At 57.4% G+C, this 15453-nt stretch carries 16 protein-coding genes; 10 read left to right on the plus strand and 6 right to left on the minus strand.

Annotation, left to right across the window (positions count from 1 at the left end; translation table 11 throughout):
- Positions 1-297: 297 nt before the first annotated feature.
- The 8 genes from acs to Q0802_RS13330 all read left to right on the plus strand — a co-directional run bounded on the left by acs (position 298) and on the right by Q0802_RS13330 (position 9522).
- Positions 298-2259, plus strand: coding sequence for an acetate--CoA ligase (gene acs / locus Q0802_RS13295; protein WP_298919178.1), 1962 nt, complete (start codon positions 298-300; stop codon positions 2257-2259).
- 3 nt (positions 2260-2262) lie between these two features.
- On the plus strand, positions 2263-3003 hold the full coding sequence (locus Q0802_RS13300) for an adenylate kinase (protein ID WP_298919052.1): 741 nt from the start codon (positions 2263-2265) through the stop codon (positions 3001-3003).
- Positions 3000-3260 carry a DUF4212 domain-containing protein gene (locus tag Q0802_RS13305; protein ID WP_298919055.1) on the plus strand — a complete coding sequence of 87 codons (261 nt, stop codon included), beginning with the start codon at positions 3000-3002 and terminating at the stop codon, positions 3258-3260. The genes Q0802_RS13300 and Q0802_RS13305 overlap by 4 nt, the downstream gene beginning before the upstream one ends.
- 4 nt (positions 3261-3264) lie before the next feature.
- Entirely contained in the window at positions 3265-5049 is a 1785-nt protein-coding gene (locus Q0802_RS13310; protein WP_298919058.1) for a sodium:solute symporter family protein, read from the plus strand.
- Between the two features lie 103 nt (positions 5050-5152).
- Positions 5153-6973 carry a DUF294 nucleotidyltransferase-like domain-containing protein gene (locus tag Q0802_RS13315; protein ID WP_298919061.1) on the plus strand — a complete coding sequence of 607 codons (1821 nt, stop codon included), beginning with the start codon at positions 5153-5155 and terminating at the stop codon, positions 6971-6973.
- 4 nt (positions 6974-6977) lie between these two features.
- Positions 6978-7496, plus strand: a complete 519-nt coding sequence (locus tag Q0802_RS13320; RefSeq protein ID WP_298919064.1) for a hypothetical protein — start codon at positions 6978-6980, stop codon at positions 7494-7496.
- A 1-nt stretch (position 7497) separates the two neighbouring features.
- Complete coding sequence (locus tag Q0802_RS13325) at positions 7498-8910, plus strand: 3'-5' exonuclease (protein WP_298919065.1); 1413 nt, start codon at positions 7498-7500, stop codon at positions 8908-8910.
- A gap of 303 nt (positions 8911-9213) precedes the next feature.
- Complete coding sequence (locus Q0802_RS13330) at positions 9214-9522, plus strand: hypothetical protein (protein WP_298919068.1); 309 nt, start codon at positions 9214-9216, stop codon at positions 9520-9522.
- A 103-nt stretch (positions 9523-9625) separates the two neighbouring features.
- On the opposite strand, the gene Q0802_RS13335 is transcribed toward Q0802_RS13330, so the two are convergent.
- The 4 genes from Q0802_RS13335 to Q0802_RS13350 all read right to left on the minus strand — a co-directional run bounded on the left by Q0802_RS13335 (position 9626) and on the right by Q0802_RS13350 (position 12454).
- Positions 9626-10219: a dihydrofolate reductase family protein gene (locus Q0802_RS13335; RefSeq protein ID WP_298919071.1), complete on the minus strand. Its 594-nt coding sequence runs from the start codon at positions 10217-10219 to the stop codon at positions 9626-9628.
- Positions 10206-10703: an SRPBCC domain-containing protein gene (locus Q0802_RS13340; protein WP_298919074.1), complete on the minus strand. Its 498-nt coding sequence runs from the start codon at positions 10701-10703 to the stop codon at positions 10206-10208. The genes Q0802_RS13335 and Q0802_RS13340 overlap by 14 nt, the downstream gene beginning before the upstream one ends.
- Positions 10700-11035, minus strand: coding sequence for a metalloregulator ArsR/SmtB family transcription factor (locus Q0802_RS13345; protein WP_298919077.1), 336 nt, complete (start codon positions 11033-11035; stop codon positions 10700-10702). Before Q0802_RS13345 ends, Q0802_RS13340 begins: the two co-directional genes overlap by 4 nt.
- Before the next feature lie 558 nt (positions 11036-11593).
- The gene (locus Q0802_RS13350) at positions 11594-12454 is read right to left on the minus strand and encodes a LysR substrate-binding domain-containing protein (RefSeq protein ID WP_298919080.1); all 861 of its coding nucleotides are present in this window, start codon (positions 12452-12454) and stop codon (positions 11594-11596) included.
- A 109-nt stretch (positions 12455-12563) separates the two neighbouring features.
- On the opposite strand from Q0802_RS13350, the gene Q0802_RS13355 reads away from it, so the two are divergent.
- Together Q0802_RS13355 and Q0802_RS13360 are read left to right on the plus strand one after the other, a co-directional pair.
- Complete coding sequence (locus Q0802_RS13355) at positions 12564-12986, plus strand: globin domain-containing protein (RefSeq protein WP_298919081.1); 423 nt, start codon at positions 12564-12566, stop codon at positions 12984-12986.
- 25 nt (positions 12987-13011) lie between these two features.
- Complete coding sequence (locus Q0802_RS13360) at positions 13012-13299, plus strand: DUF1330 domain-containing protein (RefSeq protein ID WP_298919084.1); 288 nt, start codon at positions 13012-13014, stop codon at positions 13297-13299.
- A 260-nt stretch (positions 13300-13559) separates the two neighbouring features.
- Here Q0802_RS13360 and Q0802_RS13365 read toward each other — a convergent pair whose 3' ends face one another.
- Positions 13560-14615 carry an Ldh family oxidoreductase gene (locus Q0802_RS13365; protein WP_298919086.1) on the minus strand — a complete coding sequence of 352 codons (1056 nt, stop codon included), beginning with the start codon at positions 14613-14615 and terminating at the stop codon, positions 13560-13562.
- The gene (locus Q0802_RS13370) at positions 14608-15435 is read right to left on the minus strand and encodes an ABC transporter permease (RefSeq protein WP_298919180.1); all 828 of its coding nucleotides are present in this window, start codon (positions 15433-15435) and stop codon (positions 14608-14610) included. Before Q0802_RS13370 ends, Q0802_RS13365 begins: the two co-directional genes overlap by 8 nt.
- Positions 15436-15453: the final 18 nt, after the last annotated feature.

A 15453-nucleotide genomic window follows, 5' to 3' on the forward strand; every position in this document is an offset into this window, starting at 1 on the left:
ATTGTCGCAGGCATCTGACGCACCGATCACAAGAGGTCATGTATACAAATGCATGCCGTTAGCGCTGCCACCCGCATAAGCTGAAAATTTACATAGCGGAAATCATTGACAAAACCGCCATTGGTAAATGAATTTACATATTTTTGAGAATTTTGGCGCCGTTTTTTACAAGAAATATTCGAAAACTCATAGGCTTATTAATAAAGTCACAAGACTGTGTATTTTCCTACGAAAGCGCGGACCCGCTCACTTTTTTGGGTTTTGGGGTCACGCAGCACAAGGAGGATACCCGTGCCAATTGAGGACCTGATCACCCCCACGACACCGTCAGTAACGCCAGAACCCCACCCAGAACCGCATGTCTCTGCACGTGATTACGAGCGGATGTATGACGCGTCGGTGAACGATCCGGAAGCATTCTGGGCTGAACATGGCAAGCGCATCGACTGGATCAAACCATTCCACAAAGTCAAAAACACGTCATTTGAGCCCGGCAATATTAAGATCCGCTGGTTCGAAGATGGTACGCTCAATATTTCAGCCAATTGCATTGACCGTCATCTGGAAACACGCGGCGACCAGACCGCCATCATTTGGGAACCCGACGATCCGGCGAAAGACGCAGCGCAGCACATAACGTATCGCGACCTGCACACATCCGTCTGCAAAATGGCAAATGTCCTGCGGTCTCTGGGCGTTGAAAAAGGCGATCGCGTTGTCATTTATCTGCCCATGATCCCGGAGGCGGCTTATGCCATGTTGGCCTGCGCACGGATCGGCGCCATTCATTCCATTGTTTTTGCCGGTTTCTCGCCGGACGCCTTGGCCGCGCGGATTAATGGCTGTGATGCCAAGGTGGTGATCACTGCCGATTTCGCCCCCAGGGGTGGACGGGAAACCGCGCTGAAAGCCAATACCGATAAGGCACTTCTGCACACCAAGGAAGGTGTGAAATGTCTGGTTGTCAAACGTACCGGCGGCCAGACCACCTGGACCGAGCGTGACTATGATTGCAACGCCATGATGGCAGTGGCCTCTGCAACATGTCCGGTCGAGGAAATGAATGCCGAAGACCCGCTTTTCATCCTCTATACCTCTGGTTCAACGGGCCAGCCCAAGGGCGTTGTACACAGCTCCGGTGGATATCTGGTCTATGCCGCGATGACCCATGAACTCACTTTTGACTACCACGACGGCGATGTCTTCTGGTGCACGGCGGATGTGGGGTGGGTCACCGGTCACAGCTATATCGTCTATGGTCCGCTCGCCAATGGGGCCACCACGATCATGTTCGAAGGTGTGCCAACCTATCCGGATGCGGGTCGTTTCTGGGAAGTTTGCGCCAAGCACAAAGTGAACCAGTTCTACACCGCGCCCACCGCGATCCGGGCACTGATGGGCGCGGGCAAGGAGTGGGTTGAAAAGCACGATCTGTCCGATCTGCGCCTGCTGGGCTCGGTCGGTGAGCCGATCAACCCTGAGGCCTGGAACTGGTATAATGAGGTTGTCGGAAAGGGCAAATGTCCCATCGTCGATACCTTCTGGCAAACCGAGACCGGCGGACACATGTTGACGCCGCTGCCCGGCGCGACGGCCCTGAAACCCGGGGCGGCGCAAATTCCTTTCTTTGGCGTGCAACCGGTGGTTCTGGAGCCAACCAGCGGGGAGGTTGTCGAGGGTAACGGCGTAGAAGGCGTGCTGTGCATCAAGGACAGCTGGCCCGGTCAGATGCGCACCGTATGGGGCGACCATGAACGCTTCGAGAAGACCTACTTCGGTGACTACAAGGGCCACTACTTCTCGGGTGACGGTTGTCGTCGTGATGAAGACGGCGACTACTGGATCACCGGACGCGTTGATGACGTCATCAACGTTTCCGGCCACCGGATGGGCACGGCGGAAGTTGAAAGTGCCCTGGTTGCGCATGCATCGGTCGCAGAGAGCGCGGTGGTTGGCTATCCCCATGACGTCAAGGGACAGGGCATCTATGCCTATGTGACCCTTATGAACGGAGAGGAACCTTCGGAGGCTCTTCGCAAGGAGCTGGAGACCTGGGTGCGTACGGAAATCGGCCCGATTGCCAAACCTGACCTCATTCAATGGGCACCCGGCCTGCCAAAGACGCGCTCCGGCAAGATCATGCGCCGTATCCTGCGCAAGATTGCCGAGGACGATTATGGCTCTTTGGGAGACACCTCGACGCTCGCCGATCCTTCAGTTGTTGATGATCTCATTCAAAACAGAATGAACAGAGGTTGAGCCATGCCTGATTATAGCAAAGTACCGGTTCTGATCCTGCTTGGCCCTCCGGGTGCTGGCAAAGGAACGCAAGCCAAGATTCTGGAAGATCGTTTTGGTCTGGTCCAGCTTTCGACCGGCGACCTACTGCGTGCAGCAGTTGCGGGCGGAACCGAGGCCGGCAAACGTGCCAAAGCCGTGATGGATGCGGGCGAGCTGGTATCCGATGAGATCGTCGTCAACATCCTGAAGGAACGGCTGCGTGACCCCGATTGTGCGGCCGGCATCATCCTTGATGGTTTCCCGCGCACGATAGCTCAGGCCGAGGCCCTTTCAGAGCTCTTGGGATCCCTTGGCACGCGCGTTCATGCCGCGATCAGCCTTGAGGTCGAAGACGACGCGATGGTCGCGCGTATTTCCGGCCGCTACACCTGCGATGACTGCGGCGAAGGGTATCACGAGACCTTCAAACGCCCCACGGTCGAGGGAACCTGCGAAAAATGCGGGTGCCAACGTTTCCGCAGACGCGCAGATGACAATGCCGACACGGTGCGCCGCAGACTGGTGGCCTACCACGCGGAAACCGCGCCACTGATCACATTCTACAAAGGTGAAAAGTGCCTTTGGACAATAGACGCCATGGGTGAGATCGACGCGATCACAGACGCTTTGCACCGGATTCTTAGGCCGGTCGTGACAGAGGTTCGCGGCGCAAAGCAGGCGAACAAGAACTTGCGAACAACTCAAATGGAGGAAGCACAATGAGTGCAGACAGAGACCCCAGCGCATATTGGCAAGCCAATGTGCGTCTCATCCTGATCAGCCTTGGTATCTGGGCACTGGTCTCATTCGGGTTCGGGATCATCCTGCGCCCTCTACTGTCAGGCATCGCCGTCGGTGGCACTGACCTTGGCTTCTGGTTCGCCCAGCAGGGGTCGATCATCATCTTTCTGCTTCTGATCTTCTTTTATGCCTGGCGCATGAACAAGCTCGATCAGGAACATGGCGTGGACGAGGAATAAGATCATGGATCAGTTTACACTCAACCTGCTGTTTGTCGGGGCGTCCTTTGCGCTCTACATCGGCATCGCGATCTGGGCCCGTGCGGGTTCTACATCGGAATTCTACGCCGCCGGTCGGGGCGTGCACCCGGTCACCAACGGGATGGCGACTGCTGCCGACTGGATGTCTGCGGCCTCTTTCATCTCCATGGCGGGACTTATTGCCTTTACGGGCTATGACAACTCCTCCTTCCTGATGGGCTGGACCGGTGGTTATGTTCTGCTGGCGCTGTTGCTGGCACCCTACCTGCGTAAGTTCGGCAAGTTCACCGTCTCCGAGTTTATCGGTGACCGTTTCTATTCCAAAACCGCGCGCATGGTAGCTGTGATCTGCCTGCTTGTGGCCTCAATTACCTACGTGATCGGTCAGATGCAGGGTGTGGGCATCGCCTTCGGGCGCTTTCTTGAAATCGACGCCTTCTGGGGCCTGCTGATCGGGTCCTGTGTGGTTTTTGCCTATGCCGTTTTCGGCGGCATGAAGGGCGTGACCTACACGCAGGTGGCGCAATACTGCGTGCTGATCACCGCCTATACGATCCCGGCCGTGTTCATCTCGCTACAACTGACCGGTAATCCCATCCCCGCGCTTGGTCTGTTTGGGACCACCGAAAGCGGCGAGCCGCTTCTGGTCAAACTGAATCAGATCGTGACCGATCTGGGTTTTGCCGAATACACGGCGGCGCATGGATCGACCATCAATATGGTGCTTTTCACCCTGTCGCTGATGATCGGCACCGCGGGGTTGCCCCATGTGATCATGCGCTTCTTTACGGTGCCACGTGTATCTGATGCTCGTTGGTCCGCCGGTTGGACGCTGGTCTTCATCGCGTTGCTATATCTGACGGCCCCTGCGGTTGGCGCAATGGCGCGGCTCAACATCTCCGAGCTGATGTGGCCAAATGGAACAGATGCCGCAGCGGTCAGCGTTGAGCAGATCGAAAGTGATCCCGAGTATGCCTGGATGGCGACGTGGCAGAAGACTGGCCTCCTCGGATGGGAAGACAAGAACGGCGACGGTATGATCCAGTACTACAACGACAAGAACGCCGATCTGCAAGCCAAGGCCGCAGAGAACGGTTGGGAAGGCAATGAGTTGACCAACTTCAACCGCGATATTCTTGTGCTCGCCAATCCAGAGATTGCAAGCCTTCCGGGCTGGGTGATCGGATTGGTGGCAGCAGGCGGCCTTGCGGCGGCACTGTCCACAGCGGCGGGTCTGCTCCTGGCCATCTCCTCGGCAGTCAGCCATGATCTGCTCAAGGGCCAACTCACGCCGAACATGTCGGAGAAGTCGGAACTATTGGCCGCGCGCATTTCCATGGCGGCGGCGATTGTGGTGGCAGTCTTGCTGGGTCTCAATCCGCCAGGATTTGCGGCGCAAACCGTGGCGCTGGCCTTCGGTCTTGCGGCAGCCTCAATCTTCCCGGCACTGATGATGGGTATCTTCTCGACCCGCATCAACAACGTGGGCGCAGTTGCCGGCATGCTCGCCGGTCTGGTGGTCACGCTGCTCTACATCTTCCTGCACAAAGGCTGGTTCTTCATCCCGGACACCAACACGTTCACGGATGCCGACCCGCTGCTGGGCCCGATCAAGTCGACCTCCTTCGGCGCCATTGGTGCTGCGGTCAACTTCGCGGTGGCCTACGTGGTCTCCGGTATGACCAAGGAAACCCCGCAGGAGATCAAGGATCTTGTCGAAAGCGTCCGTATCCCCCGTGGGTCCGGTGTCGCTGTCGACGGCCATTGATCCGACCGGATACTGCCGCTTTCAGTGCGGCAGGTCCAATCTATCAAGCCTGTCCTGCCCGCAATCAAAGCGGGCAGGACATCCCAATTAGAAGGCCCGCCTCATGCCCCTTCCGCCCCCTTTGATCCAATTCCTTGCCTCGGTGCACCCTTACGACACACTGTCATCAGCCGATCTTGAAGCGCTTGCTGACCTATGCGAAGCAAAGAGCTACGCGCCGGGTGAGACGGTTTTTGCGCTCGGCGACAAGGTGACCGATCTCATCATCATCAACGAGGGTGAAATTGAGATCACCGATGAGGTGGACGTTCAACTCTCCATCCTGGGGCCTCGGAATTCCTTTGGTGAACGCGCGCTCCTGCGTGGTGAACTTGCCAGCCGCACGGCCACTGTCACGGCACAGGCAACCTTGATCCTGATGCCCGCAGCAACCCTCTTTGCGCTCATAGAAAAACAACCCGCCGTCTCAAAATTCTTCGACCGCCGCCGCCCGGCGGGTCGCCAAAAAAAGGATCTGACCACGCTATCGGTCGGTCAGTTGATGACCCACGATCCGGTGACATGCACGCCCGACACCACCATCCGCGATGCAGCGGCCATGATGCACGAAGCGCAGATCTCATCCATCTGCATCACCGACGTCGAAGGGTTCAAAGGTATCGTGACGGTCCGCGATATGACAGGCCGGGTGGTCGCCCGGGGAGCCGATATCAGCGGTCCGGTCTCTGAGGTGATGACCACAGAATGCCTGACCCTTGGCCCCAAGGCGCTTGTGACGGACGTGCTGCACCTGATGGTGGAACCCGGCATCGGGCATATTCCCGTTGTCGAGGGCACCGACATTCTCGGCATCGTCACACAGACCGACCTTACGCGCGCGCAAGCGATGTCATCCGCCGACCTGGTGAGACGTGTGGCCAGGTCGAAAGATGCGGGCACCATGGCCCGCGCAACGGCAGAAATCCCTCAGCTTCTGGTGCAACTGGTTGATACGGGAAACCGGCACGAGGTGATCACCAGACTGATCACGGATATTGCTGACACCGCCACGCGCCGATTGCTGACACTGGCCGAAGCGCAGCTTGGCAGCGCACCGGTGCCTTATCTCTGGCTGGCTTGCGGATCACAGGGACGGCAGGAACAGGCAGGCGTCTCAGATCAGGACAATTGCCTGATCCTGTCCGACGCAGTGACAGATGCCGATTTACCCTACTTCGAAGCACTGGCAAAATACGTATGCGATGGGCTGGACGCCTGCGGATATTTCCATTGCCCGGGCGACATGATGGCGAGTAACCCACGGTGGCGTCAACCGCTCAAAGTCTGGCGCGGCTATTTCGAAGGCTGGATCAAAAAACCTAACCCCGAAGCGCAGATGCTGGCCTCAGTCATGTTCGACTTGCGCCCGATCGGGGGCGACGAAAGCCTGTGGGCCAAATTGCACGAAGACACGCTGAAGGCCGCGTCGGCGAATTCCATTTTCACCGCACATATGATCGCGAATGCGCTCAAACACCAACCGCCTCTGGGATTGTTGCGTGGCCTGGCGACGATCCGTTCAGGCGAGCATCGCAACCACCTTGACCTCAAGCACAACGGTGTTGTGCCTGTCGTGGACCTCGGGCGCATCTACACCCTGCAGGGCCAACTGCGCCCCGCAAACACCCGTGCGCGGTTAGAGGCAGCAATAAAGGCGGGTTTTCTGTCGCGATCCGGTGGGGCAGATCTCTTGGACGCCTATGACCTCATTGCCACCACACGACTGGAACATCAGGCAAGCCAGATCAAGGCAGGCGAGAAACCGGGCAATCACCTTGATCCATCATCGCTATCCGACTTTGAGCGGAGCCATCTGAGGGACGCCTTTGTCGTGGTCAAAACAATGCAATCCGCTGTGGGATCAGGAAAAGGCGCGTTAGGATAGAGACATGTTTGTAGAACTCATTGCCACCGTCTTTGCCGGGATCGCCTGCGCCGGCATTATCATGCTGCTGAACATCCTCGCGGGTCGACGCCTGCCAAAATGGATCATGCCGGTTGCCGCCGGGCTTGGCATGATCGGCATGACGATTTCGAACGAGTACACCTGGTTCGACCGCACTGCGGATCGCATCCCGGACGGCGTGATCATCGCCATGAAGGTTGATGAACAAGGCTGGTTACGTCCTTGGACCAAGATCTGGCCCTATACCAAACGCTTTGTCGCCGTGGATACCGCGACCGTGCGCAAGAACGCAAACTTGCCCGATCAGCGGCTCGCCGATCTTTACTTCTTCGGTCGCTGGTCGCCGGTCAATCAGGCCCCAATGCTGTTTGACTGCGCTGGCGCGCGTTCTGCGCTGTTGATTGACGGGGCCGATTTTGCCGAGGATGGCACTGTGGCTGATGCCGATTGGCAAAGCGTGCCTAACGGCGACCCGATCCTGAAACTGGTGTGCGAGACCTGACATGTTCACCCGCCTCGGCCTGCGCTTTCGCGTTTTCCTGTTCTTCTGCTTTCTCGCAGTGGCAGGCACAGCGCTGGCGGCTGCAACGCTGACTTACGGCTGGTCACGCACTGAAGGCAGCATATCAACAACCCCCTTCGTCACCGCATTCATCCTGTTCGCTTTTTTGAACACAGGCCTCGTGGTCGCAATCTGGCTCCTGTTCGACGAGCACGTCGCCAAACCTATCAACATGCTCTCGACCAGCCTGCGCTTGCGCGCGCATTCCGGCGTCGACACGACCCTCGAGCCTGACGCAGCTCAGTACCTGGGCGATCTTGCCCCCGCAGCCAGCGCATTGACCCAGATGATGAGTACATCCGTTTTGGATCACGCCGCGCAGATCGCAGAGGAGACACAGCGCCTGCGCGCCGAAAGCGAGCGACTGACGGCGCTTTTGACAGAAATTCCCATTGCCACGATCCTGCTGAACTCTGCGCAAGAAATCGTGCTGTACGACGGGCAAGCCGCGAGCGTTCTGTCCCGAATAGCGTCGCCCCGCCTCAAAGCCCCCTTTTCCGACTACTTCGATACCGCAGAGTTGTCAGAGGCAATGGCGCGTTTGTCCGGCGATACCGTCGAAGTGTCGTTCGCCCTCCGCAACACAGAGCGACAGGCCCGCTTTGACGCCAAGTTAAGGGCGCTTGGCAATGACTGTCACATGATCCTCATCGACGCGGAAGAAGATCAAGCCCGTCGGATCGAACAGCGCCCGCTGGTCTTCGATTTTGATCTGATGAATGCGTCTGAGATAACAGACATCGCACAAACTCCCCTCCCTGAACTCTGTTTCGTGTCCTTTGACACGGAAACGACAGGTCTTTCCGTGGAAAAAGACGCCATTGTACAGCTGGGCGCAGTGCGCGTGCTGAATGGCCGGATCGTGGAAGGTGAAGTGCTGGACACATACGTGAACCCGGGCCGGACGATCCCGCCCGCCTCCAGCGAAATCCACCGTGTGACCGATGCCGATGTGGCAAATGCCCCCGATATTGGCGAGGTCGGTCGCAGCTTTCATCAGTTTGCAAAGGGTGCCGTTCTGGTTGCCCACAATGCCCCCTTTGACATCGGCCTTCTTCGGGCATCGCAGGCGCAGATGGGTGTCGAGTGGACACACCCCGTTCTCGATACGGTACTTCTATCCGCTGTCGTTTTTGGGACGACCGAGGAACATTCCTTGGATGTCTTATGCGATCGCCTGGCGATCACGATACCAATCCAAATGCGTCACACGGCTTTAGGAGATGCGAAGGCAACTGCCGAGGCTCTGATTAAGCTCCTTCCGTTGCTGGAGGCAAAGGGAATTCTCACCTTTGGCGAGCTCATCCAAGAGACCCGGCGACACAGTCGTTTGCTGCATGATCTCAACGAATAGATAATTGCCCTACCGCTTGAAGCGCTGGCTGAAGTCGCCCGTTCATGGTGCTTTTGATCACCACGACTTAATGTACTACTTGTAGTGTGTTGGCCTCTTTAAGGGGTGGTGATCGCCCCGCCAGTCCGCGCGATCGCGGATGCAGGCCGACCCTGAGGATCAAGCAGTCATTCGGGAACAACTTTTGCGGGTTTTTCAGGGCAAACCATTCAGTCAGACACAAAGATTATGCGGAGCTTAAGGGGATATTTTTGCGGCAGGTTCCGTTGCCAAACTCTTCAAAGAGCTGGCCACCTGGGGGAATTGACCGAAAGCCCAGAATTTGGCAATCAGCTGCGCCTGCAATTCGCGGATGGTGAAGGCTTGTGCAATGGCATTTTTGCTCTTGATCCACCCGGCAGCTTAATTGGGGCGTTGATCACAATCGAAAAAGACCAAGCTCCCGCCCACTGTCTTCGCAGACAGATTATGGTGGCTTTTGGGTTATTTGGAGATTTGCCTGAAGAGAGAGTGTCGATTCTATCTGTAGATCAAGGCGTTTTGCAATTCTCCGAAATAGACAAAGGCCTCCCGCAGCAGCTCTATAGCCTTAACTTGCCGGAAACTCAGTAGGCCGGGACATGTATTCTGATGCAGACCGTATAACTGGGCGTACAATTCGGACTGTTGGCGCTGGCTTTGGGATACATCTTTCGCGGAACGGAGCAAGCCTCGCTCATGCCCGTCCGAGGATGTGATGGGTCACACCATTCTCCAGCGCTTCTGACCTCTTCAGCACATAGTGGCGCGGGGTGACATTGCTCTCAAAGAGCCGTTTTCCCGCTCCGACCACCACCGGAAAAGTCCAAACCCGAAACTCATCGATCAGATCATTGGCCTGTAGCGCCTGGATCAGCCTCGCGCTGCCATGGACCTGCAGCAGCGGTCCATTTTGGGCTTTCAGTTCCTTCACCGCCTCAGCAATATCGCCGGTCAGCGCATAGGAATTCTCCCACTTCAGCGGCCCGGGTTGCGAGGTGACCACGTATTTTCGCGCCGCATTCAGCCGGTCGCTCTGAATGGATTTCGGTGCGTTTGGCCAGTGGTCTGCGAAAATATCGTAGGTCCTGCGTCCAAACAGCATGTCATAGGGCTGAGACATTGCTATACGCGCAACATGGGGCATCACGATGTCCCAATAGGGCGTGGCCCACCCGCCTTCGCTGAAGCCGCCCGAGGAATCTTCCTCGGGCATGCTTGGAGATTGCATGACCCCGTCCAGGGTCACAAAGGACAGGACCGCCAGCTCTCGCATCTCAGTGCCGGGCATCTGCCAATGACTGCGCGCACGCAGCCAGCTTGTCGAATGCCTGGTTCCAGCCACCCGCGCCTGCGGTGCCTTCAGCGACGCCCACATGGGTCATGACCATCCGGGTTTTGCCATCGACCTCGCGGAGATCAACGATCACCTCGGTAATGTCCGGAAAGCTGTCCGGCATCCCCAATGTCTGCGGAGGTATGATGCTGCCATCCGCGTCGCAAAGGCTCTCTGTGTAGACGAGGCGGTCGGGCGCGCTCACCTCCTTATAGACGCCGGTGAACCACATTTCCATCGCCCGTTCGGGCGATTGCATCACCATGCAGACTTTGCGGATTCCGCCGATTTTCACGTCCATCTCGGCCGTAGGGACCGACATACCATTCGGGCCGTACCATTGTTTGAATAAGTCCGGATCGGTCCACAATTTCCACACGAGATCGATCGGCGCATCAAATTCGCGCTCGATCCGAACCCACTTATGTTCATCGTTCATTGGTCACTTTCCTTCATGTCGGTCAGCAGGGTGTCCATCATGTCGAAGCGGGCGTCCCAGATATGCCGATACTGTTCCGTCCAACTTGAGATCTTCTGGATCGGTTTTGTTTCCAGCTTGCACAGCCGGAACTGCGCGTCCCTTTCGCGGGTGATGAGACCCGCGCTTTCCAGTACCCGAATGTGTTTGGACACAGCCGGCAAGGACATCTCAAACGGCTGCGCCAAGGCTTTCACGCTGGCCGTTCCCTGCGCCAATCGTGCCAAGATTGCCCGCCGGGCCGGATGCGCAAGAGCGGAAAACGCCGCGTCTAGCTGGTCATCTTCATTCATACACCCTTAATATACCAATTGGTTAATTAAACAAGTGGTTTATTAAGGGGCGATCATGATCTTTGGCAAATGCTTCCTCCCAGCTGGTGTCCGTCTCGGAACCGCCGACGCCTGAATATTCGAGGCTATCGCAGCCTCAATCGTCAGTGATCTTTGTCCCCTTCTGGATAAATCCAGTCTTTTGCAGGGCGCGGCTCATAGAACCGCGATTGTTCCACGTCCCGTTTTACCGCCGATTGCACGCGTTCTTTCTTTCACCATTAAACTTTGGATTCGCAAGTCAGGCCTTGTCATCCTCCTCTTGGCCCTTGCACAGCAGGTTTTCATGCTACAAGCGCAAGCGGCAGTATTTAGCGCTTCTGCTGTGGGCTCACAGCAGCCATCTGAGCTAACTCAGCATCTGACGGCCCACTGCGGACGTTGACCAAAGAATACCAACGCTGCGGTGCAGCCCTTCATTGCGGACCTTTACTGCGGCAGCGACGCTAAGTGGCGGTCGACATCAAGCCAGAGGAGCGCCTCGCTCTGTCCCCTGCACAAAAACCCGGTTTCAGACAGTCAACGTCCACCGTTCGCGATAACGTTTCTGAGCGCGGCAATCGTGGGCGAGGAAACACCTTTTCGCCAAATCAAAAGAGTGCGCAGCTTATCGCTGCCTTTGGGTAAACGGGTAAGGCGCAGCCTGCCTGCCTCTGAGAACGTGCTCAGCACACTTTTCGGCACCAGGGCCGCTCCCATGCTGGCAAGGACACACCCCAGCATAGCATGGTAGGAACCCATTTCGATGGTTCGCTCTGGTGTATCCTTTTGCTGTGCGTACCAATGTTCCAACAGCTTGCGATGCGGGCAGCCATGTTCAAATACCAACACGGTTCGGGGGCATCCATGATCGCCGCCGATGGGAGGATGCGCCTCCGAGGTCACGATGACAGGTGACTCCTCGAAGGCTGAAATGTAGTCAAAGCGCTTCTCTGCGATGGGTTCTGCGACAAAGGCCGCATCGATATCTCCGCGCAGTAACGCATCGGCCAGCATCGCCGGATTGCCGGTCTGCATTTCCAGCACCACCTCCGGATAGCGTTCGGAGAACTCAGCCAGCGGCGCCGGCAGGCGCACGGCTGCCGTGCTTTCCATAGACCCGATGCGCAGAACACCGCGCGGCGTTTCTGAACTCAGGGCCGCCTCTGCCTCATCTGCCAACGCCAGTAATTTCTCCGAGTAGTCAAGCAATGTGCGGCCTGCAGGCGTAAGCACCATCTTGCGGCCCTGACGGGAAAACAGCGGCTGCTCCAGACGGTCTTCAAGCTGTCGAATGCGCGACGTGACCGCTGATTGCACCCGCCCCAGATGGTTCGCCGCGCGAGTGACGCCACCTTCGCGGACGACGGCACGAAACACACGCAAATCGGAAAGCTCCATCCCACATCTCCATAATCGATGAATATAATCGATATTTCTCATTTTTTATGATGTCACATTTGTCATAGAGCAGCAGTGCAAACAAGAAGCAGACGCAAGGATATTTGAAATGACGGAAGATGACGTAGCACTTGTCCAGGAAAGCTGGGCACAGGTTGTACCCGTCGCGGACGCCGCGATGCAGCAGTTCTATTGTCGGCTTTTTGATGCCGATGCTAATTTGGCAAAGCCGTTCGCGGACACAGACATGGCATCGCAAAGATCGCATCTTGCAAGCGCAATCAATCTGGTTGTCAGCAATTTGCACCAACCTGAAACACTGGTACGCCCCCTGCAAGATTTGGGCGTACGCCATGCAAGTTACCGGGTCGCCGAACGCGACTTTGATCTGGTTGGTGAAGCCTTGCTGGCAACGCTGGCAAGTGGATCGGCCGATCATTGGACCGATGCGCACCTGAAAGCCTGGACGGCTGCTTGGAAGATGATTTTGTCCCATGTCCTGGTTGGGTTCCAGGCCCAACGCGCCGCCTGATTTTAGAGACATATGGAGAGAAAGAATGTCAAAGGGATATTGGGTGGTGCGCGTATCGGTTCACGATATCGAAGCGTATCCTGACTATCTGGAAGCGGCCCGGCCTGCGTTTGAGAGATACAACGCGCGATTTCACGTGCGTGGCGGACGCTACATTGCGCCGGAAGGCGTGGCGCGAGATCGCAACGTGGTTGTTGAGTTCAAGGACTTCGACACAGCGGTGGCCTGTTACGAGTCGCCCGAGTACAGCGCGGCTCGCGTCATCCGGCAAGCGAATGCCGACGCGGATTTTCTGATCGTTGAAGGGGCTTGAGCGCTTCCTGCTGGCACGGAGGAAAGGGGGGCCTTCCGGACATGCTGCCAGCATTTATCGCGAGCAAACACACGACTAGTGTTGTTCGGAGGGTCGTCAGGCGATGATCCCATGATCAAAACGTCGGAAATCTTGTTCAATTGACGCTGCGCGCCTGTCAAGATCGCGACCCTGCCGCGGACGACAAACGAATGACCTTCACCGGCTAATGTCCGCGCTTCCTTGCTGAGGCCGCCTTTAATGGCTCCAAGATACTCGCGTCAGATCAAGGAGGCTTCGAATTCGTACTCCGCCTTTAGCGCATCCAGATCGCGTCGCAAGGCGGGCTTGAGATCAAGGCCTTGATCCTTGCGTGCTTTGGCCGTTGCCGTCTTACCATCTCCGGGCAGGCGCACAAGGGCGTGACCAGGCAGAGGTTCTGACGCGCGCATCTCGTCAAACACACGTTCAGCGCGCGGTCCAAAATCTGCAATGCCGAAGGCCACAGGATTGAGAGCCATTACAAACTGTCCTGTGTTTGTCGAAGAGGCAGTGTCGTTGGTGAAATCAACCACGTCTGAGCCGAAGGCCGCTCCATTGAGAACACCAGCCATAAGCCCAATCGCAACCGACAATCCAAAACCTTTGGGGCCGCCAATAGGCAGCAAAAAGCCTTCGGATTTGCGGGCCGGGTCGGTCAGCGGGCGGCCATCGCGACCAACCATCCACCCCTCGGGCATGGGATCACCTTGCTGCAGAAGTGTCTTGATCTTGCCCATCGCCGCTACGGTCGTTGCCATGTCAAAGACGAAGGGATCGGTGCCATCACCCGGGGCCGAAAAGGCGATCGGGTTGGTCCCCAGAAGCAAGTCCGAGCCGCCATAGGGCGGCACGTGGTTGGCACTGCCCACAGACGCGGCCATGCCCAGCAAACCCGCTTCTGCTTGCGGGCGCACATAGAGCGCCAACGGGCCCGCGTGGTTGCCGCGCCGCACACCGACCCAGCCTATCCCGGCCTCGCGCGCCTTTTTCATGGCAAGGTCGCGGGCTGCAGCCATGGCCAGATGTCCCAGACCATCATCCCCGTCGATCACAGCCGTAGCAACCGTTTCATGCGCCACTTTGACGGCGGGTGTCGGGTTGCAGCCACCGCCGGCAAGACGGGCCAGATATTGCCGTAAGCGGAACACGCCATGTGTTGCGTAGCCATAGACATCGGCCTCAACCATCAAAGAGGCGACCTTTGCCGCGTCGCCTGACGGCACGCCCTGGGATGCAAGAGCCTGTGCAACAAAATTGCGCAAAGCCTCGGGCTTGATCGGCGCGGTCTCAGCCATCGTAGGATCCTACGCGTTCCTTGTGCCAGAACACGACCTTGCGCTGAGCGAACTGAACCAGAAGGTAAAGCGCCAGGCCCACAAGGCTGAGATACAGGATCAACGAGAAGACCCGCGGTGTGTTCAGCTGCGAGGCCGCGACACGGATCAACTCCCCGAACCCTTTCCCGCCACCCAGGAATTCACCGGTGATGGCCCCGGCCATCACGCCCACTGCGCCAATTTTCAAACCTGTAAAGATCTGCGGTAGACCGGTGGGCAGTTTCATCTTGATCAGAGTCTGCATGCGGCTGGCGCCCATTGTCTTGAACAGCATCCTGGCGTTTTCGTCGGCGGCGTGAAGGCCTGCGGCGGTGCCCACCACAATCGGGAAGGTTGCGATGAAGGCTGCAAGAGCAACCTTGGATTCGATCCCGAAACCCAACCACGCCACAAACAGGGGTGCAAAGGCCACTTTGGGCATTGTATCAATGGCCACGAGATAGGGCATGACAGCCTTCTCCCCAAAGGCGGTTTCGCCGACCAGCACGCCCAGTGTGAAACCGATGGCAATAGCCAGGGCGAAACCGTAGATCACCTCCAGAATGGTGATCCAAAGCGCGGTCAGCATGTAGCCGCCGGAGGCGAGGTTCTTGCCGACGAAGATCATGTCTTTGAGTGTTTCCGCCGGGGTGGGCAGGATGATGGGGGAGACGAAGCCAAAGGCGGTCACGACCCACCACGTGCCGATAAAGACAAAGGCCACGAAGCTCATCGCGATCCAACGCGGCACAGAGTCGATAAACGCGATTTCTTGCGTCCAGACGGTGTCTTCGAGCATGTCCGTGTTGGTGGTGGA

This window comes from uncultured Roseobacter sp., assembly GCF_947495275.1.
Taxonomy (GTDB): Bacteria; Pseudomonadota; Alphaproteobacteria; order Rhodobacterales; family Rhodobacteraceae; genus Roseobacter.

Coding starts and splice junctions, on each gene's coding strand:
- Q0802_RS13370 (WP_298919180.1), bottom strand. CDS start 15,435: ATGCTCGAAGACACCGTCTGGACGCAAGAAATCGCGTTTATCGACTCT.
- Q0802_RS13345 (WP_298919077.1), bottom strand. CDS start 11,035: ATGAATGAAGATGACCAGCTAGACGCGGCGTTTTCCGCTCTTGCGCAT.
- Q0802_RS13340 (WP_298919074.1), bottom strand. CDS start 10,703: ATGAACGATGAACATAAGTGGGTTCGGATCGAGCGCGAATTTGATGCG.
- Q0802_RS13320 (WP_298919064.1), top strand. CDS start 6,978: ATGTTTGTAGAACTCATTGCCACCGTCTTTGCCGGGATCGCCTGCGCC.
- Q0802_RS13310 (WP_298919058.1), top strand. CDS start 3,265: ATGGATCAGTTTACACTCAACCTGCTGTTTGTCGGGGCGTCCTTTGCG.
- Q0802_RS13335 (WP_298919071.1), bottom strand. CDS start 10,219: ATGCCCGGCACTGAGATGCGAGAGCTGGCGGTCCTGTCCTTTGTGACC.
- Q0802_RS13350 (WP_298919080.1), bottom strand. CDS start 12,454: ATGGAGCTTTCCGATTTGCGTGTGTTTCGTGCCGTCGTCCGCGAAGGT.
- Q0802_RS13315 (WP_298919061.1), top strand. CDS start 5,153: ATGCCCCTTCCGCCCCCTTTGATCCAATTCCTTGCCTCGGTGCACCCT.
- Q0802_RS13305 (WP_298919055.1), top strand. CDS start 3,000: ATGAGTGCAGACAGAGACCCCAGCGCATATTGGCAAGCCAATGTGCGT.
- Q0802_RS13355 (WP_298919081.1), top strand. CDS start 12,564: ATGACGGAAGATGACGTAGCACTTGTCCAGGAAAGCTGGGCACAGGTT.
- Q0802_RS13360 (WP_298919084.1), top strand. CDS start 13,012: ATGTCAAAGGGATATTGGGTGGTGCGCGTATCGGTTCACGATATCGAA.
- Q0802_RS13325 (WP_298919065.1), top strand. CDS start 7,498: ATGTTCACCCGCCTCGGCCTGCGCTTTCGCGTTTTCCTGTTCTTCTGC.
- Q0802_RS13365 (WP_298919086.1), bottom strand. CDS start 14,615: ATGGCTGAGACCGCGCCGATCAAGCCCGAGGCTTTGCGCAATTTTGTT.
- Q0802_RS13300 (WP_298919052.1), top strand. CDS start 2,263: ATGCCTGATTATAGCAAAGTACCGGTTCTGATCCTGCTTGGCCCTCCG.